This is a genomic window from Arthrobacter sp. UYEF36 (assembly GCF_040547025.1).
In the GTDB taxonomy this organism is placed as follows: Bacteria; Actinomycetota; Actinomycetes; order Actinomycetales; family Micrococcaceae; genus Arthrobacter.
This window is the reverse complement of the sequence record NZ_JBEPOX010000009.1, coordinates 145,573-164,767: the sequence shown is the minus strand read 5'-3', so window position 1 is coordinate 164,767 and position 19,195 is coordinate 145,573. Positions and strand designations below refer to the sequence as shown.

The window sequence follows — 19,195 nt, the reverse complement described above, 5'->3', positions numbered from 1 at the left end:
CCCGGCCCGGGACCCGGCGGCCGCCCCCGGTGACAGCGGGTCCATCTAGAACAGTGCGACCTTGGGCGTGCGCGGGAAGATGTCGTCGAGTTCGGCGCGTTCCGCGGCGCTGGGAATCCATGCCACGGCGGCGGCGTTCTGCCGGACCTGTTCGGGCCGGGTGGCCCCGGCGATGACGCTGCTGACCGAGGGCTGGGCCGCGAGCCAGGAGAACGCCACCTGGATCTCGTCCAGGCCGCGCTCGGCGGCGAAGGCGCTGAAGGCAGCCAGTTGGTCCCAGTCGGCGTCGTGGACCAGGTTGGTGCGGGTGTGGCTCAGGCGCGATCCCTCGGGCGCGGTGCCCTTGCCGTACTTGCCGGTGAGCAGGCCGTTGGCCAGCGGGAAGTACGGCAGCACCCCCAGTCCGTAGGCCTCGGCGGCGGGCGTGACCTCGAGCTCGGCGCGGCGGTCCAGCAGGTTGTAGTGGTTCTGGCTGGAGATGAAGCGTGCTCCCCCGCGGGCACGGGCCACGAATTCGGCCTCGGCGATCTGCCAGCCGGCGCGGTTGGAGTGGCCGATGTAGCGGACCTTGCCGCTGGTGACGAGATCGTCGAGGGCGGCGAGGGTCTCCTCGATCGGGGTCAGCGGGTCGGGGGTGTGGAACTGGTAGAGGTCGATCCAGTCCGTCCCGAGCCGGCGCAGCGAGGCCTCCGCGGCTTTGATGATGTAGCGGCGGGAGCCGCGGGCGCCAAAGTCGATGCCGTTGGTCCCGCGCATGTCCAGGCCGAACTTCGTGGCGACGACGGAGTCGTCGCGGCGGCCCCGCAAGGCCTTGCCCAGCATCGTCTCGCTCAGGCCCGGCTCCTTGCCGTAGCTGTCGGCGACGTCGAAGAAGGTGATTCCGGCGTCCAGGGCCGCATGCACGACGGCGTCGGTCCCCTCCTGCGACTCGGTCGCCGTATGGGACCGGCCCAGATTGTTGCAGCCAAGCCCTACGACGGAGACGGTCAGTCCGGAATTTCCTACGCGGCGGTATTCAGTCATGGGGTTCAGCCTATAACGGCCCGCGGCGGCTCCCCGGCAGGTCCGGGGGCCGGTCCGTGCGGCGGGCCCGACGCCGGCTAACCGGCGGGCCCGACGCCGGCTAACCGGCGGGCCCGACGCCGGCTAACCGGCGGGCAGTTCCAGCCCTCGTTCGTCCAGGGCATCCTCGAGCTGCGCCAGGGTCCGCGGGCAGATGCCGTGCATCCGGCTGAGGGCCAGGCGGCCAAGCGCCATCACCTGTTCCAGGGTCTCCACCCCGGCGTGGGCGAGGGCCCGGCGGGCGGGAGCCGCGATCCCCCGCGGCAGCGGGGTCCGGCCCGGTTCAACGGATTGTGGCGCCATGTGGAATCCCTTCCAGTCGGTGTCCCCCAAAACTGATGTGAATCGTGCAGGTGGAACTGGCCCTTGAACTACAGGGTGAAGCTGTTGGCCTGCTTCGGGGAGTGCTTCAGCTTGAAGGACGTCTCGCCGAAGGCTGCGGCGCCGATGCTCAGTTTGGTGAAGTCCAGGTCCTCGCCGCGGATGCAGACCTTGATCGCGTTGACGGCCTTGTTGATGTCCGGGGTGAGGATGAAGATGTTGAGCTTGGCGTCGGAGAATTCGGAGCGGTCCACAATGCCGAGCCCGCGCCAGGCCAGGTGGCTGATCAGGGCGTCCTTGGCTTTTTCCTCGAGATAGCGGTCGCGGTCCGTGCCGTCCTTGGTCTTCAGCGCGTACTGCGCCACCACCCAGAACTGCTCGTCCTCGGGGATCTCGGCGAAGCCGTCTTCGGCGCACTGCACGGCGAACGCATCCATCAGGCCTTCCGCGGCAGCGGCGTCGGCGACGTCGGTCTCGTCGGTTTTGCTCTGGTGCCCGACGATGCCGTGGTTCATCACGAACTGGCTGTAATCCTCGTCAAACCAGGCCTCCCTGAATTCGAGGACCCCTTCGTCGTTGCGTTTGTAAACCCGGATAATCCCGCTCATGCCCGTCCTCTCCTGAACCATTCACGGTCGGTACCGTCGAACGGTGGCTGTTGTGCCTTGACGGCCTGGTAAAGCTGATCCGACGCGGCACTGATCCGGTCCACCACGTCTGCGGGGTAGTCCATCTCGATCCGGTGCCCGGCAAACTCGTCCTCATCGTCCACGTACACTCCGCGGTCCACGGTCCGGATCACGTCCAGGTCCATGTCGATCAGGTGGAACTCGGTGACACCCGGCCGGATGGTGTTCCAGCCGTGGCCGGTCGCCAGGTCCACGTAGACCTGGACGCCGGCGGGATGGGCCTCGTCGTAGAACGTGGCCACGTACTCCCCGGAGCGCGGGACCAGCAGCACGGCATCGGATTCGGCGTAGAACGCCGCGCCCGGGCGGGAGCAGAACTCGTTGGTTCCCTGGAAGATCCACCAGCCGTGGTCATCCTCGCCGAGGTAAGTACCGGGCACCACCCAGTGGGCCTTGCCGTTCCATTTCCGGTTCCGGGACACCACGAGGTCGCCCGGCGCCAGTCCATTAGGAGTCCTCACAGGGATCCTCACAGGATCGGCAGGCTGCCCGTGCTGGGGTGTTCCTGGCCCGGGAGCGGCCTGGCGAAGGGCACCTTGGTCCCCAGGACCTGCGCCACGACGTCATGCGTGATCTGCTGGGCGGTCAAACCGACCCGTTCGAGCACCTGGCTGCGGGATCCGTGGACGAGGAACTCCACCGGGAGGCCGACCTCGTTCAGCGCCGTGTCCACCCCTGCGGCCCGCATTTCCTGGCGGATCCGCGACCCGACGCCGCCGGCACGGACCCCGTCCTCGATGCAGATGACGAGGCGGTGGTGGGAGGCGAGGGCGATAATCGATTTCCGGACCGGGAGCAGCCAGCGGGGATCCACGACCGTGGAGCTGATGCCCTGTGCGCCGAGGCGGTTGGAGACGTCCAGGGCGAGTTCGGACATCGCACCGACGCTGACGATCAGCACGTCGTTGTCGCTGGAGCCGGCCGGGCGGCGGGCCAGTACGTCCACGCCGTCGCTGAGCCGCTCGATGGCTTCCACTTCGGCGCCCACGGTGCCCTTGGAGTAGCGGATCACGGTGGGGGCGTCCTCGATGGCGACGGCCTCCCGGAGTTCCTCCCGCAGCCGGCTGGCGTCGCGGGGTGCGGCGAGGTGCAGCCCGGGAACGATCTGGACCATGGCCATGTCCCACATGCCGTGGTGGCTGGGGCCGTCGGGCCCGGTGACGCCAGCCCGGTCCAGGACGATGGTGACGCCGGCCTTGTGCAGGGCGACGTCCATCAGGAGCTGGTCGAAGGCACGGTTCAGGAATGTTGCGTAAACCGCGACGACGGGGTGCAGCCCGCCGAAGGCCATGCCGGCGGCGGAGGTGAGGGCGTGCTGTTCGGCGATGCCGACGTCGAACACCCGCTCCGGGTGCCGTGCGGCGAACTTGTGCAGCCCGACGGGGATCAGCATGGCACCGGTGATGCCGACGATGTCCTTGCGCTCATCCGCGATCTCGGCGATCTCGTCGGCGAAGACGGACGTCCAGGACTTGGCGCCGCCGGCCTCGGTGGGCTCGCCTGTCTCCGGGTCGATAATGCCGACGGCGTGGAACTGGTCCGCTTCATGGGCGCGGGCGGGTGCGTAGCCGTGGCCCTTCTCGGTCATGGCGTGCACGATCACGGGACCGGCGTAGTTCCGGGCGGTGGCCAGTGCGTGCTCCATGGCCTGGAGATTGTGGCCATCCACGGGTCCGATGTACTTCATCCCGAGGTCCTCGAACATGCCCTGCGGCGCCCACCAGTCCTTGACGCCCTTCTTCATGGCGTGCAGGCTGCGGTAAGTGAACTGACCAGCGGGGCCACCGTTCTGCAGCTTTCTCCGCCACCAGTCCAGGGTGCCCTCGTAGGCCGGGGCGGCGCGGAAGGAATCGATGGTGGGGCGCAGCGAGGCGAGGTAGTCCGCGAAGCCGCCCACGGTCGGGGCGTAGGAGCGGCCGTTGTCGTTCACGACGATCACGACGCGGCGCTTCTTGTCCGCGGCGATGTTGTTGAGCGCTTCCCAGGCCATGCCGCCGGTCAGGGCGCCGTCACCCACGACGGCTATGACGTAGCGGTCGCCGTCGCCGGTCAGCTGCCGGGCGCGGGAGATCCCGTCCGCCCAGGAGAGCGAGGACGAGGCATGCGAGCTTTCGACGATGTCGTGCACTGATTCGGCGCGGTCCGGGTAGCCGGACAGTCCGCCCTGCTGGCGCAGGGTGCTGAAGTCCTGTCGTCCGGTGAGGAGTTTGTGCACGTAGGACTGGTGGCCGGTGTCGAAGACGATGCTGTCGCGGGGGGAATCGAAGATCCGGTGGACCGCGATGGTGAGTTCGACGACGCCGAGGTTCGGGCCCAGGTGCCCGCCCGTCTGGGAGACGTTGCCAATCAGGAATTCCCTGACGTCGGCTGCCAGCTGATCCAGCTGCGCCTCTGACAACTTGCTCAGGTCCTGCGGATTCCGGATGGTCTCCAAGATTCCCAACGGCCCCTCCTTCGGGTGGTAGACATGCCTTTTAACTCTAACGCCTCCGGGGTAGCACTCGTGCCGGAACGCGCTGGGCACGAAAAGGCCCCGGCCGGTCAGGGACCGGCCGGGGCTTTCGCACCTGGCAGCTGTTCCTCCCCTGCGGGAGGGCCTCTGCGCTAGTTGGCGGAGATCTGGCGCAGCACGTACTGCAGGATGCCGCCGTTGCGGTAGTAGTCAGCCTCGCCCGGGGTATCGATGCGCAGGACGGCATCGAAGGACGTGACGGTGCCGTCTTCGGCGGTGGCGGTGACCTTGAGCGTCTTCGGCGTGGTGCCCTCGTTGAGGGCGGTGACGCCCTCAACCGCGAAGGTTTCCGTGCCGGTCAGCCCGAGGCTGGCAGCGTTCTGTCCGGCCGGGTACTGCAGGGGCAGGACGCCCATGCCGATCAGGTTGGAGCGGTGGATGCGCTCGTAGCTTTCGGCCACGACAGCCTTGACGCCCAGGAGTGCGGTGCCCTTGGCTGCCCAGTCACGGGATGAGCCGGAGCCGTACTCCTTGCCGGCCAGGACGACCAGCGGGATGCCGGCGGCCTGGTAGTTCTGAGCTGCATCGTAGACGTAGGACTGCGGGCCGTCGGCCTGGGTGAAGTCGCGGGTGAAGCCACCCTCGACGCCGTCCAGGATCTGGTTCTTGATCCGGATGTTCGCGAACGTTCCGCGGATCATGACCTCGTGGTTGCCACGGCGCGAGCCGTAGGAGTTGAAGTCCTTGCGCTCCACACCGTTGGCAAGCAGGTACTGCCCGGCCGGGGTGTCCGACTTAAACGACCCTGCCGGTGAGATGTGGTCCGTGGTGACGGAATCGCCAAGCTTCAGCAGCACGCGGGCACCGGTGATGTCCGTGACGGGCTCCGGCGTGGCCTTCATGCCCTCGAAGTACGGGGGCTTCCGGACGTACGTGGACTTCGGATCCCAGGCGAAGGTGTCGCCGGCCGGGGTGGAAAGTGCCTTCCAGCGGTCGTCGCCTTCGAAGACGCCCTCGTAGCCGCGGGCGAACATTTCCTTGTCGATCGAGGAGTCGATGACCTGCTGGACCTCGACCGGGTTCGGCCAGATGTCCTTCAGGAAGACGTCGTTGCCGGCCTCGTCCTGTCCCAGGGCGTCGTTCTCGAAATCGAAGTCCATGGTTCCGGCCAGGGCGTAAGCGATGACCAGCGGCGGCGAGGCCAGGTAGTTCATCTTCACGTCCGGGTTGATCCGGCCTTCGAAGTTGCGGTTACCGGAGAGCACCGCTGTGACGGAAAGGTCGTTGGCCTGGATGGCCTCGGAGATTTCGGCGTCGAGCGGGCCGGAGTTGCCGATGCAGGTCGCGCAGCCGTAACCGACGATGTAGAAGCCGAGCTTCTCCAGGTACGGGGTCAGGCCCGACTTGTTGTAGTAGTCGGTGACAACCTTGGAACCGGGAGCCACGGAGGTCTTGACCCACGGCTTCGAGGTCAGGCCCTTGTCGACGGCGTTGCGGGCCAGCAGTGCGGCGGCCAGCATCACGGACGGGTTGGACGTGTTGGTGCAGGACGTGATCGAGGCGATCGAGACGGCGCCGTGGTCCAGTTCGAACTCGCGGCCGTCTGCGGTCTTGACGCTGACCTTGTTGGACGGGCGGCCGTTGGACGCCGGGCCGTGCGCGTGCGGAGCCTCGTCGGTCAGGTGCGTCCCCGACGCGGTGAACGACGGCGCATCGGAAGCAGGGAAGCTTTCGTCGATTGCCTCGTCCAGGCTTCCGCCGGCCAGCTCTTCCTTCACGTAGTTCCGCAGGTCCTGGCGGAACTGGTCCTTGGACTCCGTGAGGATGATGCGGTCCTGCGGGCGCTTCGGGCCGGAGATCGACGGAACAACCGTCGACAGGTCCAGCTCGAGGTACTCGGAGAACTTGATCTCCTTGGAAGGATCGTGCCAGAGGCCCTGTTCCTTCGCGTAGGACTCCACCAGGGCAACGTTCTCGTCCGAGCGGCCGGTGAGGCGCAGGTAGTCGAGGGTGACGTCGTCGATCGGGAACATGGCGGCCGTGGAGCCGAACTCCGGGCTCATGTTGCCGATGGTGGCGCGGTTGGCCAGCGGCACAGCCGCGACGCCTTCGCCGTAGAACTCCACGAACTTGCCGACCACACCGTGCTTGCGCAGCTGCTCGGTGATGGTCAGGACGACGTCGGTGGCGGTCGCGCCGGCCGGGATGGACCCGGTCAGCTTGAAGCCGACGACGCGCGGGATCAGCATGGAGACGGGCTGGCCGAGCATGGCCGCCTCGGCTTCGATGCCGCCGACGCCCCAGCCCAGCACACCCAGGCCGTTGACCATGGTGGTGTGGGAGTCGGTGCCCACGCAGGTGTCCGGGTAGGCCCGGACGACGCCGTCAATTTCGCGGGTCATGACCGTGCGGGCCAGGTACTCGATGTTGACCTGGTGCACGATGCCGGTTCCCGGCGGGACGACCTTGAAGTCGTCGAACGCCGTCTGGCCCCACCGCAGGAACTGGTACCGCTCGCCGTTGCGCTGGTACTCGATCTCCATATTGCGCTCCAGTGCGCCGGAGTTGCCGAAGGCGTCGATCTGCACGGAGTGGTCGATCACCATTTCGGCAGGTGCCAGCGGGTTGACCCGCTTGGGGTCACCGCCGAGCTCCTTGACTGCTTCACGCATGGTGGCAAGGTCCACAACGCAGGGCACGCCAGTGAAGTCCTGCATGATCACGCGCGCCGGCGTGAACTGGATTTCAGTGTCGGGCTCGGCGCTGGGGTCCCAGCCGGCCAGTGCTCGGACGTGATCGGCCGTAATGTTGGCGCCGTCCTCGGTCCTCAACAGGTTTTCAAGCAATACCTTGAGGCTGAACGGAAGGTTTTCTGCACCTTCAACGGAGTTCAACCGGAAAATTTCGTATTCGGTACCGGCTACATTAAGTTTGCCTTTTGAACCGAAGCTGTCCACAATGCTCATCGCAGGACTCCTCTCGCAACAGTTTCATCTTTGTCGCGCCGCAGACCCCTTGCTAGTTAGGTTGTCCTAACTAGAACCGGCCTTGTTCGCACAAGGACCAATACAGGGTGCAGGAGGTCAGCCGTGATTACGGAGCGCGACGTCGGACTACTCCGCCCATCCTAGTGGCCTCAGCCCCGGGGAGTCAGTAGCGCCACAGTCTCCATGTGGTGGGTGTGCGGATACAGGTCAAAGGCACGCAGTCCCGCCAGTTCCCAGCCGGACTGCTGGAAGTAGCCCACATCGCGGGCAAAGGACGCCGGATCGCAGGACACATAGGCAACGGCCCGGGGGCCGGCCCCGACCAGCTGGTTCACGACGGCCTTGCCGGCACCGGCCCGGGGCGGGTCCAGCAGGACAGCGTCGAACGTGCGCGCTTTCTCGCGCAGCACCCGTTCCACCCGGCCCTGGACAATCTCCACTTGGGTTGCGTCATGGAGGTTTTTGCGGGCGTCCCGGCTGGTGCCGGGCGATCCTTCCACGGACAGCACGGACCCGGTGACTCCCACGGCATCCGCGAGCGGCGCGGTGAAGAGCCCCGCCCCGGCGTAGAGGTCCGCCACCGCGGCGCCCGGTTCCAGGAATCCGCCGTCGTGCAGGAATCCGGTCACGGCGCCCACAAGGGTGTCCGGGCCGTCCCGGTGGATCTGCCAGAAACCGTCGCCGGTGACGCGGTAGTCGTGGCCGGACGCGGTCTCCTGGACGTAGGTGCGTCCGCGCAGCCGCAGCACTTCACCCTTGATCGGATCGAAGCTGGCCACCGAGACGTCCTCGGGCAGCTGGGCGAGGACCGCACTGAGCCGCTTGGCCCTGGTTCCCGCGGCAGGCACCAGGAGGACGAGCGGGCGGGAGCCGTTGGCCGGGGCGGCGACTTCAACGCGCTCGATGCCCTGCAGGTCGATGTCCCAGAGCCGGAGTGCGTTGATGGCGTCCGAGGCCAGGGGCATCTCCCGGACCGGGAGGACTGTGTCCGAGCGGTGCGCGTGCATGCCGAGCTTGCCGGCCGGGGTCACGGCGAAGCCGGCGCGGGTACGCCAGGCGAGGCCCGCCGTCGCCGGCGTTCCGGAGTCCCCCACGGTTTCCACCGTTACCGGGTCCTCGACGCCGGCCAGCCGCCTCAGCTGTTCGGCGAGTACCTCGGCCTTGAGGCTGCGCTGGCGTCCGAGGGAGATGTGGCCGAGTTCGGCGCCTCCCACCGGCGGGTGCCGGTGCGACCAGGAGCGCACGGAATCGGCCAGGTCCCAGACGTGCTCCACCCGGTCGGGGGAAGGCTCCAGGACTTCCACGACGTCCCCGCGCCAGAACTTGGCGTCGGGACCGTCCTCCGTGAGGCGGACCCGGACCTTCTCGCCGGGGATGCCGTGGCGGACGAACACCACGCGGCCCTCGTGCCGGGCCACGCAGTGCCCGCCGTGGGCGACCGGCCCGACGTCGACGGTCAGTTCGGTGTGGGGTTGCGTCTGGGTGTCGGAGCTCATTGGATGTCCTGCAGTCTCTTGGCTTCTTCGGATGATTTCAGCTGCCACGGCACACTGGCCACCATGACGCCCGGCTCGAAGTGCAGCCGGGTTTTGATGCGCAGTGCGGTCTGGTTGTGCACCAGTTGCTCCCACCATTTACCCACGACGTACTCGGGGATGTAGACGACGATCAGGTCGCGCGGGGAATCCCGCCGCATGTTCGTGATGTACTCCATGATGGGCGTCACCGTTTCGCGGAACGGACTGGCCAGCACCGTCAACGGTACCGGGATTTCCAGCTTCTCCCAGTCCGCGATTGTTTGTTCGGTCTCCTCGGTGCTGATGTCCACGGTAATGGCGTCCAGCCTGGAGGGCCGCGACGCGCGGGCGTAGGCCAGGGCCCGCAGCACCGGCTTGCGGACGTGCGAGACGAGCAGCACGGCGTGCACCCGGGTGGGCAGGGCCCGCGGTGAGGAGTCCTCATCCACGGCGAGTTCCTTGGCAACGTTGTCATAGTGCGCCCTGATGCTCCACATGATCAGGAACAGCACGAACATGGCCAGCAGCGCAATCCACGCGCCCTGTTCGAACTTGGTGATCAGCACGATCAGCAGGACCAGGGCCGTCATGCCGAAGCCGATCATGTTGATGGTGCGGGACTTGACCATCCGCAGCTTCACGGCCGGATCCTTGGCGAGCTTGAGCTCGCGCCCCCAGTGCCGGACCATGCCGAGCTGGCTCATGGTGAAGGAAATGAAGACGCCCACGATGTAGAGCTGGATGAGCTTGGTGACGTCCGCGTTGAACGCGATAATCAGCACTAGCGCGCCGGCGGCCAGCGCCAGGACGCCGTTGCTGAACGCCAGCCGGTCTCCGCGCGTGCGCAGCTGGCGGGGCAGGTAACCGTCCTGGGCCAGGATCGAGCCGAGCACCGGGAAGCCGTTGAACGCCGTGTTGGACGCGAAGACGAGGATCACGCCGGTGGCGGCGACCACGATGAAAAAGGGGATGGACGCTGCGCCGAAGATGGTCTGGGCAATCTGGCTGATCGCCGGGCTCTGGATGTAGCCCTCCGGCAGGGGCTGGCCGTTGAGCAGGAACTCCGTGGCCGGGTCCAGCACGATGTGCACCTTGGTGGCGTTGGCCAGGTAGATGGTGCCGGCCAGCATGGCGGAGGCGATCACTCCGAGCAGCAGCAGGGTGGTGGCGGCGTTTTTGCTTTTGGGCTTCTGGAAGTTCGGCACGCCGTTGCTGATGGCCTCGACGCCGGTCAGCGCTGCGGCGCCGGAGGAGAAGGCCCGGAGCAGCAGGAACGCGCCGGCGAGTCCGACGAGTCCCTCGTCGAAGCCGGGTGCGGGAACAATCGTGAAGGCTGCCGAGGGCGCCTCGCCCAGCTGGCCGGTGGAGGCCTGGAAGACGCCGATGGCGGTCATGCCGAGGATGGAGGCCATGAAGATATAGGTCGGCAGGGCGAACAAATTGCCGGCTTCCTTGATGCCGCGCAGGTTCACCAGGGCCAGGATCACGACGCCGATTGTCGCGATGGTGGCCTGCTGGCCGTGCAGTGAGGGCACGGCGGTGGTCAGGTACGTGGCGGCGGAGGACATCGACACGGCGACGGTCAGGACGTAGTCGACCAGCAGCGCGGAGGCGACGGTGAGCCCGGCATATTTGCCGAGGTTCTCGTTGGCGATCTGGTAGTCGCCGCCGCCGGAGGGGTAGGCGTGGACGTTCTGGCGGTAGGAAGCGACGACGGTCAGCAGCACCACCATGACGGCCAGACCGACCCAGGGCGAGAACGCCACGGCACTGACGCCGGCCAGCGCCAGCGTCAGGAGGATTTCATCCGGCGCGTACGCCACAGAGGACAGCGCGTCGGAGGCGAACACGGGCAGGGCGATCCGCTTGGGAAGCAGGGTGTGAGCCAGGTTGTCGTTCCGGAACGGCCTGCCTACCAGCACCCGCTTCACGGCATTGAAAATTGTCGGCACCACACAAAGCTAGTCCGATTCGGACGCGATGTCATGACGGCGGTGATCCCCGCCGTCGGGGCGGCTCCCGGCTGGCAGCATGGCCTGCTTCCGGGCCTGGTGCCGGGCGGGTCGCTGCGGCCCCCGCCGGGCTGGCTGCCCGGGCCGTGGTGGCCGGTAGAGTTTTACGCAGCAGCAGTACAGGAACAACAGGAGGCACGGTTGGCGCACTTCGTGATTATGGGTTGTGGCCGCGTGGGGGCAACCCTCGCGCACACACTCGAGGACGCGGGCCATTCCGTGGCCATCATCGACCAGGACGACCGTGCCTTCCGGCGGCTCCGCACGGGTTTCACCGGCCGCAAGGTCACCGGCGTCGGTTTTGACCGGGAGACCCTTAAGCAGGCCGGCGTCGCGGATGCCTACGCCTTCGCTGCGGTCTCCAGCGGCGACAATTCCAACATCCTGGCCACCCGGGTGGCCCGCGAAACCTTCCATGTTCCGCACGTTGTGGCCAGGATCTACGACCCGGGCCGCGCCGAGATCTACCAGCGCCTGGGCATCCCCACGGTCGCCGCCGTGCGCTGGAGCGCGGACCAGGTGCTCCGCCGGATCCTGCCCGAACAGCACCTTGCCGGCGACTTCCGGGACCCCTCCGGCCGGCTGGTACTCGCCGAGGTGGATCTGAACCCGGACTGGATCGGCCACCCGGTCACCTCGATAGAGAAGGCCGCCGGTGTCCGCGTCGCCTACCTGACCCGGTTCGGCGAGGGCATGCTGCCCGTGGCCGGCACCCTGTACCAGGACGGCGACACCGTGCACGCCATGCTGGGTGTGGACCGCAGCACCGAAGTCGCCCATATTCTTGCCAAGTCCCCCGCCAAGGAGTCCTGAGTGAAAGTCGTCATTGTCGGGGCGGGAAGCGTCGGTTCCTCGATCGCGCGCGAACTGCTGGCCCACAAACACGAGATCCTGCTGATCGACCTGAAGCCGGAAGTGATCGGGCGCAGCGGCCTGCGCGGCGCCCACTGGCTGGTTGGCGATGCCTGCGAGCTGAGCACCCTCCAGGACGCGAAACTGGAGGACGCCGACGTCGTGGTCTCCGCGACCGGCGACGACAAGGTCAACCTGGTGGTCTCGCTGCTGGCGAAGACAGAATTCGGCGTCGGACGGACAGTGGGCCGGGTCAACAACCCCAAGAATGACTGGATGTTCGACGACTCCTGGGGCGTCGACGTCGCGGTCAACACCCCGCAGTTGATGACCGCGCTCGTTGAGGAGGCTGTGGAGATCGGCGACCTCGTCCGCCTGCTGACCCTGCAGACCGGAGTGTCATCGCTGGTGGAGTTTACGGTCCCGCACGACTCGCATGTGATCGGCCTGACCGTGGGTGACATCGACTGGCCCGAGGACTCAACCCTGGTCGCGATCCTGCGGGACCAGGCGCCGATCACACCGAGCCGCGATGATGTGATCGACGGCGGCGACGAGCTGTTCTTCGTGACCACGATCGCGGCCGAGGATGACTTGCGCGCCTTGCTCTCGCCGGAGTCGCAGGGCGATGACGAGCAGCTCACCCCGGACCGGGCCGGCCACGGGAACCCACTGCCGGAGGACGACGGCTTCGACGGTTAACCCGGTTGCGCTGTCAGTCCGGGTGGTTCCGGAAGGCCGGAACGACTGGACCTGGTAGCGCAACCACTGGCTAGGCCGTGGGGGTGGGCTTGGGGGCGGGACGGGTCAGCAGCCAGGCGACCCAGATGCCCAGGATGTACAGCGGCGCACCCATCAGCAGCCGCGTCGTGGCGAGGGCAGCGAAGCCGGGCTCGCCCATGAAGTACAGCGGAACCTGGACCAGCAACCGCAGGGCGAGCACCGCGATGATCACCCAGGTGCCGATCTGGTAGGCCTTGACCCGGGCCGGGTCTTTCCGCCAGTCCAGGCCTTCGTTGCGGATAAACCCGAAGATCAGCCCGGCAAAGGGCCAGCGCACCGCAATCGAGATCGACATCGCCACGATGTAGGCGAAGTTGGTGAAGAATCCCGGGACGTAGAAGTCCTCGGCCTTGCCGGTGCTGTTGGCCAGCCACGCGGAGACCCCGACGCCGGCAATGCCCGCCAGTGCCTGCGTCAGCGGTTTGCGCTGGACCAGGCGGACGACGGTGAAGGCCGCGGCCACGGCCAGTGCGCAGATCAGCGCCAGGGGCAGTTCACGCGTGATCGTGAAGGTGACCAGGAAAACCAGGCCCGGGAGGATGCTTTCGGCAATGCCCTGGATACCGCCGGCGCTCTTGAGCACGTCGATATTGCCGCTGCCGGACCGGTGCAGCCCGGCCTTGGCCGCGTAGCCTTCGGCGAGCTGCGCCACGGTTGGCTGGACTGCGGCGGGCTCCTGGTCACGTCCCTGCTTGGCTGCGCCGGGCAGGGCTGCGGCGGGCGGAACAGCGGGCTCGGGCTTCTCGGGCACGGTCATTGTTCCTCCTGGCGGGACACGATCTCGTAGCGGGGATTGAACATGGTCGGCAGTCCGTCGCGCACGGTGACCATGCCCTGCAGGCGGAGTTCCGTGCCGGCGTCGATGCCCGGGATGCGGCGCCGTCCGAGCCAGACGACCCTGAGCCGGTCCTTCGGAACGGCGGACCGCTGCCGGCCGGCGGCCCCGGCCGGCGGGGCGACGGATCCGGTGGCAGCAGCGGCGGGCCCGGCGGCCGGTGCGGCGGATCCGGCGGGGACCGCTTTGGCACCGCGGGTTTTGGGTGCATCGTGGTCGACGATGACCGCGGTGAAAGCGGCCACCTGGCTGGCCGGTGCGTAGGTGACCGACTCGATGTAGCCGTGGCACAACACGCGGCCACGATCCGGCAACCCCCTCACGGAGACAGAGGAGGACGGATCCTGGCGGGGGGCATTAGCCAATCTGGGTAGTCTCCGGTCCACGTTCCGGCTGCCCGAGGTCCGGGGCGGACTGCGGTGCGGGCACGGCGTTGTCCTTCGGCAGTCGGAGCTGCAGCAGGTCCCGCGGCGGCATGGGGTTCTCCCCGCGCACCACCACGATCTGCCGGAACAGCCCCTCAAGGCCGGCGGCCGCGTCGCGATCCACAGCGGCCTCGCCGCCGAGGACACCGCGGAGGAACCAGCGCGGACCGTCGACGCCGATGAAGCGGGCAACGCGGTAGCCGTGGCTTCCGTCGGTCCCACTGGCCGGGAGCTTGGCGAGCAGTTCGGTGCCGAAACCGCCCTGGACCTCCTCGATCTGGCCGCCCTGGCTGCCCACCGACTGGCCGATCTGCTCACGGATTTCGTCCCACAGCCCTTCGGAGCGGGGAGCCGCGAAGGCCTGGAGCTGGAGGCTGGAGCCGTTCAGGTCCATGGTGACGGCGACGACCCGCTGGGTGGCTTCCTCGACCTCAAGACGCAGTTGCAGGCCTTCGGCGGGAGCAATCAGGAGAGCCCCGAGGTCCACATAGCCCTCCTGGTCCTCGATTTCGGAGACGTCGAAAGGACCCGTGGCGCCGCGGACGGAGGCGGCGGACGTCCCAACAGAGTCATCGGCGGTGGCGTCAGTGATCTCCTCCCGGGTTTCCCCGGAGTCTGTCAGCTGTTCCTGCTTGGCTTTCCTGCCACGCCCAAAAACCATGGGTTTGTCTCCTTTGTTGTGATTCCCTGCCGCCGCGTTGCGCCGGGTCCGCAGGGCGCCTGCTGCCTGATTCTGCACTCATGCAGAAACAGCGGCCGGCTGGTACGTCCTGCTTATGGGTCCTGCTCATAAGTCACTGCAATACTGCGGTCTGGCCGGCGTACGGTCAGACCGGCGCGCCGAAGCCGCCGGTGGAACCGAAGCCTCCACCGCCGCGAACCGAGCCGTTCAGTTCCTGGACTGGAAGGAACCGGGCGTACTCCACGCGCTGAATAACCATTTGTGCAATTCTATCGCCGCGCTTGAGTTCGATCGCGTGGTGGCGGTCCGTATTCAGCAGCGTCACCGCAATTTCTCCGCGGTAGCCGGCATCGACGGTGCCGGGTGCGTTCACCACGGTCAGTCCGTGCTTGGTCGCGAGCCCGGACCGCGGGTGGATCAGGGCCACAAAGCCGTCCGGGAGGGCAATGGCCACACCGGTGGGAACCAAGCGGCGCTCCCCCGGTTCCAGCACCACGTCCTCGCGGGAGCGCAGATCCGCTCCGGCGTCGCCCGGGTGCGCATACGACGGCGGTTCCAGGCCATCGTCGAGCATCTTCAGCTGCACCGTCAGGGTGGGGGTACCGTACTCTGCCGCTGGCTGTGCTTCCGGCTGTGCCGCTTCGGCGGCGTCCACCGCAGTCGTTTCTTCAGTCACAGTCCCTCACTCTAACGCCCGCCGGGAAGATCAGCCTAGCCGCGGCCGGCGGGCGCGGACCCCCGCACCCGCTTCTGCCGTCAAGGTGAAATAGCCCGGGAAAAGTGGAAAGCTGGGCTTATGCCCGAATCCAGTGCAGCCGTGCCTGCCCCCAACAGCACCCCCAGCGACGACACCGTTCTGTACAGCGAGAAGCTCTGGCCGAACTTCTGGATCTGGCTGGTGTCGGCGGGACTGTCAGGCGCCGGGATCCTGGTGTTCGCCCCCATCAGCCTGGCCGCCGGCCTCACCGCGGCCGTTGTCCTGTTCACGATCATCGCCGTCCTGCTGGTCCTCTCGACCCCCGCCATCACGGTCACCGGCTCCACGCTGCGCGTCGGCCGCGCCACGATCGAACGCCGCTTCGTCGGCACCGCGTCCGCCTTCCGGGGCCAGGAAGCGACCGCGGAACGCGGCACCCGCCTCAACGGCCTGGCGTTCCTGTGCATCCGCGGCTGGATCGACCCGGTGGTCCGCATCGAGATCACCGATCCCTCCGACCGGACCCCCTACTGGCTCACGTCCACGCGGCGCCCGGACGAGTTGCTCGCCGCCCTGAACTCCTAGCCCTCGCAGTCCTTGCAGTACTTAAAGCCATCCTTTTCGCGGGCAATCTGCGAACGGTGGCGGACGAGGAAGCAGGAGGCACAGGTGAATTCGTCGGCCTGGGCCGGCAGGACCCGGACCAGCAGTTCCTCCCCGGACAGGTCCGCGCCGGGAAGCTCGTAGCCTTCCGCAAGGTCCGATTCGTCTTCATCGACCACTGCGGAAGGCTTTTCCGTACGCCGCGCTTTCAACGCCTCTAGGGAGTCCTCGCTGAGGTCCTCCTCGGTCTTGCGCGGCGCATCGTAGTCAGTCGCCATGGTTTGTTGCTCACACTCCGCAGTCGTTCGGATGGGTCGCCGGGCCCGGATGGTCCCCACAGGCTGTAGCCCTGGGCCCCCGGGTGCGGTTCTCCGGTGTCAACGCCGGACACGCGGTTTTTGTGCCCGATGTCGGGTCATTTTTGCTTAAGCGCCCAGTGAAAGCCAGAGTCCTCTGGTCCGCGGCAGGGACCCCGGGCTGCCGCGGCCGGGACCGGGCCGGCACGCGAGCCGTTGAGGGGCCGGAAAGTGGCGGAAATTCGCGGAAAATGACGGCGCGCCCTTCGTCCTCACCGGAATTCGCCCGCATCGGTGGCAGAGTTTCGATTGTTAGTAATGCCAGGGTGGAGGATTTGTATGCAGGATCTACGGCTTGTAGGCGTCCACGACGACGGGAAGCATCTCCTGTTGAGCGGCACCGGCGGCGAGATGTTCCAGCTGCCAATCGATGAAGCACTTCGGGTGGCAGCCAGCCGGACGTCGGCCAAGGCCGCCTCCGGCGCGGTCGCCGCGCCCATTGCCATGTCTCCACGCGATATCCAGGCGCGGATCCGCAGCGGCTCGACGGCGGCCGAGGTGGCGGAGCTCTCCGGAATTCCGCTCGCGAAAGTCCAGCGCTACGAGGGTCCGGTGCTCGCCGAACGCGAGCACGTCGCCCAGCAGGCCCGCAAGGTGGAGGTCGCCGCCCCGGCCCCCGGCCACGACGTGTACCGCTCGGTGTTCGGGGACCAGCCCGCCTCGCTCGGCGAGATGGTGGCCCACCGGCTCAGCGCGCACGGCATTGATGTCGCCACATTGGAGTGGGACTCCTGGCGGCGCCCGGACGGCAGCTGGAATGTAGTGGCCCGCTTCGAGGCGGCAGCCGGCGGCCCGGCCGGCATCGGCGAGGAACCGCCTGCCATGTGGACCTTCAGCCCGGCGCGGAAGTCCCTGCAGAACGCCAACCGCTGGGCCCAGCAGCTCAGCGAGTTAGAGCCCCTTGACGGGCCCCTCCCGGCCCGCCGGCTCACCGCCGTCTCCGACCGGCCCTTTGATTTTGAAACCGACGCCGACGCTGCCGCCCGTACGGCGACCGCCCAGCTCCAGGTGGTCCAGCAGCTCCAGTTGCAGCAGGAACAGGAATCCGACGGTCTGCTCGACATGCTGCGCTCCCGCCGCGGGCAGCGCCTCGGAGTGGACGAAGACGCCGACGACGCCCTCGCCACGCTGCTGACCAACGGTGTTCCCGCGGCCCATCCGCGCCCTTCCGAGGTCCCTGCAGAGGCGCCGGCCGAGCTGGAACCCGCCGGTCCCGGGTCCGGGTCAAGCGAGCCGGAGCACCCGGATGCTGTGGACCCGGAATCCCGCCCGGCCGCCGACCCCTGGGAACGACGCCGCGACGGCAGGCCCTCCATCATGTCAAGGCTCACCCTGGCTCCCCGCCAGGAGGAGGTCCCGGACGACACGCTGAAACTGCATGACGGAGTCAGTACCGATACCCGGGAAATCACCATCGCGGCCTCGGCCCTGCGGCCCGCGGGCCGGCAGGGCCCTCCGTCCAGCCCGGGGCTGGACGAGCTGCTGGGCGGCGGAACCCCGCGGCGCCAGCAGCGTGAGACCCCCGCCGCTGCCCGGGACGAGGACCGCGATGCGGAGCAGCCGGAACGCCAGCCGGCGAAGCCGAAGCGCTCCAGCATTCCGAGCTGGGATGAGATCGTCTTCGGAGCCCGCGGGGACTAACCCTCGCCGCGGATTCCAGGAGCGGCAACGCGCTTAAGGGCACTTCACGCGCAGTCAGGCGCGGGGTGCCCTTTTTCCATCGGCCTGGAAACACAACAACGGGACTTCGCGTTCGGCTTTCGTCAGCGAACCGTGCTGGCCCACGACTTCAAGGGCCGTTGGCCGGACACGGCGGGTGTCATAGAAGGCAAGGGCGTCCCTGGCGGCGATCATCACGTCGCCGATCCGCGGGCCGACTTCTGCCCGGACTTCACCGAACAGCCCCGCGGCGATGGCCTGCTCCCGGGTGAACGCCCAGATCCGGTCGCCGAAACGCGCCCGCCAGGCCTCCAGCAGCCGCACCCGGCCGGACTCGCCTTCCGACTCCTCCAGGTAGAGGTGGACCATCCGCGGCTCGCCCGCGGTGTGGCGGACCCCGGCGACGAGGGCAGGGTCGGCCGCGTAGTCGATCCGCTGGGACTCCGGCACGTCCAGCATGCCGTGGTCCGCCGTGAGCAGGATCGTGGTGCCTGCCGGCAGCGTGGCGCTCAGCCGTTTTACCGTGGCATCGAGTTCCTCGAGCTGGTGCTCCCACTGCGGTGACTGGCATCCGTGGCGGTGCCCGGCCTTGTCCAGTTCGTTGACGTAGAAGTACATCAGCGACCGTCCGGCTCCGGCCATCGCCTCGGCGGCGGCCGCGGTCCTGGCGTGCGAGGTGGTGGCCGTGGCGTAGCGGCCGCCCCGGAGCGCGGCCCGGGTCATGGCGGAGTCGCTGAACTGCGGGAGGCTGACGGTGGTGACCTCCACGTGCTCGGCGGCCCGCTGGAAAACGGTGGGGAACGGCTGCCATTGCTCCGGATCGACACCGGCGTCCCAGCCGCCCAGCATGTTGACGACCCGGTCCTGGTCCGGGTCCAGCACGTCGTAGCCCACCATGCCGTGCTGCCCGGCCGCGAGTCCGGTGCCGAAGCTGGCCAGGGACGCTGCGGTGGTGGACGGAAAGGCCGAGTCCAGCGAGACCGGCACCTGCCCCTGGCCGGACTGCATCACGGCGCGCAGGAACGGTGTGTGCGCCGACTTCTGCTTGAGCAGGTTGCGGCCCAGCCCGTCGGCGAGCACGACGCAGATGCGCTTGGCCGCGGGCAGCTTGAGGCGGTTCTCGAAGCCGGGAACGCCCACGCTGGCCGCGGCGCTCGTGAGGACCTCGGCGATGGAACGGTCTCCGAAAGCCGGGGCTGCGGGCAGGCTCTGCGGGAGCGCCGGGGCGGAGGACAACGGTTCGGGCACGCGGACCGACGTCAT

Annotated in this window: 18 protein-coding genes; 4 read left to right on the top strand and 14 right to left on the bottom strand. The window is 67.8% G+C overall.

Annotated elements, in window-relative coordinates; translation table 11 throughout:
- Nucleotides 1-45 precede the first annotated feature (45 nt).
- From ABIB29_RS14365 to ABIB29_RS14330, 8 genes are all read right to left on the bottom strand, one after another.
- The gene (locus ABIB29_RS14365) at nt 46-1,023 is read right to left on the bottom strand and encodes an aldo/keto reductase (RefSeq protein WP_354173480.1); all 978 of its coding nucleotides are present in this window, start codon (nt 1,021-1,023) and stop codon (nt 46-48) included.
- A gap of 123 nt (nt 1,024-1,146) precedes the next feature.
- A complete protein-coding gene (locus ABIB29_RS14360; protein WP_354173479.1) occupies nt 1,147-1,365 on the bottom strand; it encodes a helix-hairpin-helix domain-containing protein in 219 nt (72 codons plus the stop codon).
- 68 nt (nt 1,366-1,433) lie between these two features.
- The gene (locus ABIB29_RS14355) at nt 1,434-1,991 is read right to left on the bottom strand and encodes a hypothetical protein (RefSeq protein WP_354173478.1); all 558 of its coding nucleotides are present in this window, start codon (nt 1,989-1,991) and stop codon (nt 1,434-1,436) included.
- Nucleotides 1,988-2,533, bottom strand: coding sequence for a DUF402 domain-containing protein (locus ABIB29_RS14350; RefSeq protein WP_354173477.1), 546 nt, complete (start codon nt 2,531-2,533; stop codon nt 1,988-1,990). Before ABIB29_RS14350 ends, ABIB29_RS14355 begins: the two co-directional genes overlap by 4 nt.
- Nucleotides 2,534-2,541: 8 nt before the next feature.
- The gene (gene dxs / locus ABIB29_RS14345; RefSeq protein WP_354173476.1) at nt 2,542-4,515 is read right to left on the bottom strand and encodes a 1-deoxy-D-xylulose-5-phosphate synthase; all 1,974 of its coding nucleotides are present in this window, start codon (nt 4,513-4,515) and stop codon (nt 2,542-2,544) included.
- A gap of 161 nt (nt 4,516-4,676) precedes the next feature.
- The gene (locus ABIB29_RS14340; RefSeq protein ID WP_354173475.1) at nt 4,677-7,490 is read right to left on the bottom strand and encodes an aconitate hydratase; all 2,814 of its coding nucleotides are present in this window, start codon (nt 7,488-7,490) and stop codon (nt 4,677-4,679) included.
- A gap of 170 nt (nt 7,491-7,660) precedes the next feature.
- Nucleotides 7,661-9,007, bottom strand: a complete 1,347-nt coding sequence (locus tag ABIB29_RS14335; RefSeq protein WP_354173474.1) for a class I SAM-dependent RNA methyltransferase — start codon at nt 9,005-9,007, stop codon at nt 7,661-7,663.
- Nucleotides 9,004-10,980, bottom strand: coding sequence for an APC family permease (locus ABIB29_RS14330; protein WP_354173473.1), 1,977 nt, complete (start codon nt 10,978-10,980; stop codon nt 9,004-9,006). Before ABIB29_RS14330 ends, ABIB29_RS14335 begins: the two co-directional genes overlap by 4 nt.
- A gap of 201 nt (nt 10,981-11,181) precedes the next feature.
- Between ABIB29_RS14330 and ABIB29_RS14325 the strand changes: the two genes are divergently transcribed.
- Both ABIB29_RS14325 and ABIB29_RS14320 read left to right on the top strand, forming a co-directional pair.
- Nucleotides 11,182-11,853 carry a potassium channel family protein gene (locus tag ABIB29_RS14325; protein WP_354173531.1) on the top strand — a complete coding sequence of 224 codons (672 nt, stop codon included), beginning with the start codon at nt 11,182-11,184 and terminating at the stop codon, nt 11,851-11,853.
- Entirely contained in the window at nt 11,854-12,594 is a 741-nt protein-coding gene (locus tag ABIB29_RS14320; RefSeq protein WP_354173472.1) for a potassium channel family protein, read from the top strand. It abuts the gene before it with no gap.
- Between the two features lie 70 nt (nt 12,595-12,664).
- Here the strand turns inward: ABIB29_RS14320 and ABIB29_RS14315 are convergent, their stop codons facing one another.
- The 4 genes from ABIB29_RS14315 to dut form a co-directional block, all read right to left on the bottom strand.
- Entirely contained in the window at nt 12,665-13,432 is a 768-nt protein-coding gene (locus tag ABIB29_RS14315; RefSeq protein WP_354173471.1) for a DUF3159 domain-containing protein, read from the bottom strand.
- Nucleotides 13,429-13,833, bottom strand: a complete 405-nt coding sequence (locus ABIB29_RS14310; protein ID WP_354173470.1) for a hypothetical protein — start codon at nt 13,831-13,833, stop codon at nt 13,429-13,431. The genes ABIB29_RS14315 and ABIB29_RS14310 overlap by 4 nt, the downstream gene beginning before the upstream one ends.
- 34 nt (nt 13,834-13,867) lie before the next feature.
- Nucleotides 13,868-14,596: a DUF3710 domain-containing protein gene (locus ABIB29_RS14305; protein ID WP_354173469.1), complete on the bottom strand. Its 729-nt coding sequence runs from the start codon at nt 14,594-14,596 to the stop codon at nt 13,868-13,870.
- Nucleotides 14,597-14,762: 166 nt separating this feature from the next.
- The gene (gene dut / locus ABIB29_RS14300; protein WP_502915618.1) at nt 14,763-15,293 is read right to left on the bottom strand and encodes a dUTP diphosphatase; all 531 of its coding nucleotides are present in this window, start codon (nt 15,291-15,293) and stop codon (nt 14,763-14,765) included.
- A gap of 120 nt (nt 15,294-15,413) precedes the next feature.
- Between dut and ABIB29_RS14295 the strand changes: the two genes are divergently transcribed.
- Nucleotides 15,414-15,899: a DUF3093 domain-containing protein gene (locus ABIB29_RS14295; RefSeq protein ID WP_354173468.1), complete on the top strand. Its 486-nt coding sequence runs from the start codon at nt 15,414-15,416 to the stop codon at nt 15,897-15,899.
- Here the strand turns inward: ABIB29_RS14295 and ABIB29_RS14290 are convergent.
- Nucleotides 15,896-16,195, bottom strand: coding sequence for a DUF4193 domain-containing protein (locus ABIB29_RS14290; protein ID WP_354173467.1), 300 nt, complete (start codon nt 16,193-16,195; stop codon nt 15,896-15,898). The two genes, ABIB29_RS14295 and ABIB29_RS14290, sit on opposite strands and share 4 nt — an antisense overlap.
- 357 nt (nt 16,196-16,552) lie before the next feature.
- On the opposite strand from ABIB29_RS14290, the gene sepH reads away from it, so the two are divergent.
- Nucleotides 16,553-17,914 (top strand): septation protein SepH, encoded by a 1,362-nt coding sequence (sepH, locus tag ABIB29_RS14285; protein WP_354173466.1) that lies wholly within the window; start codon nt 16,553-16,555, stop codon nt 17,912-17,914.
- Between the two features lie 54 nt (nt 17,915-17,968).
- On the opposite strand, the gene ABIB29_RS14280 is transcribed toward sepH, so the two are convergent.
- The gene (locus tag ABIB29_RS14280; protein WP_354173465.1) at nt 17,969-19,195 is read right to left on the bottom strand and encodes an alkaline phosphatase family protein; all 1,227 of its coding nucleotides are present in this window, start codon (nt 19,193-19,195) and stop codon (nt 17,969-17,971) included.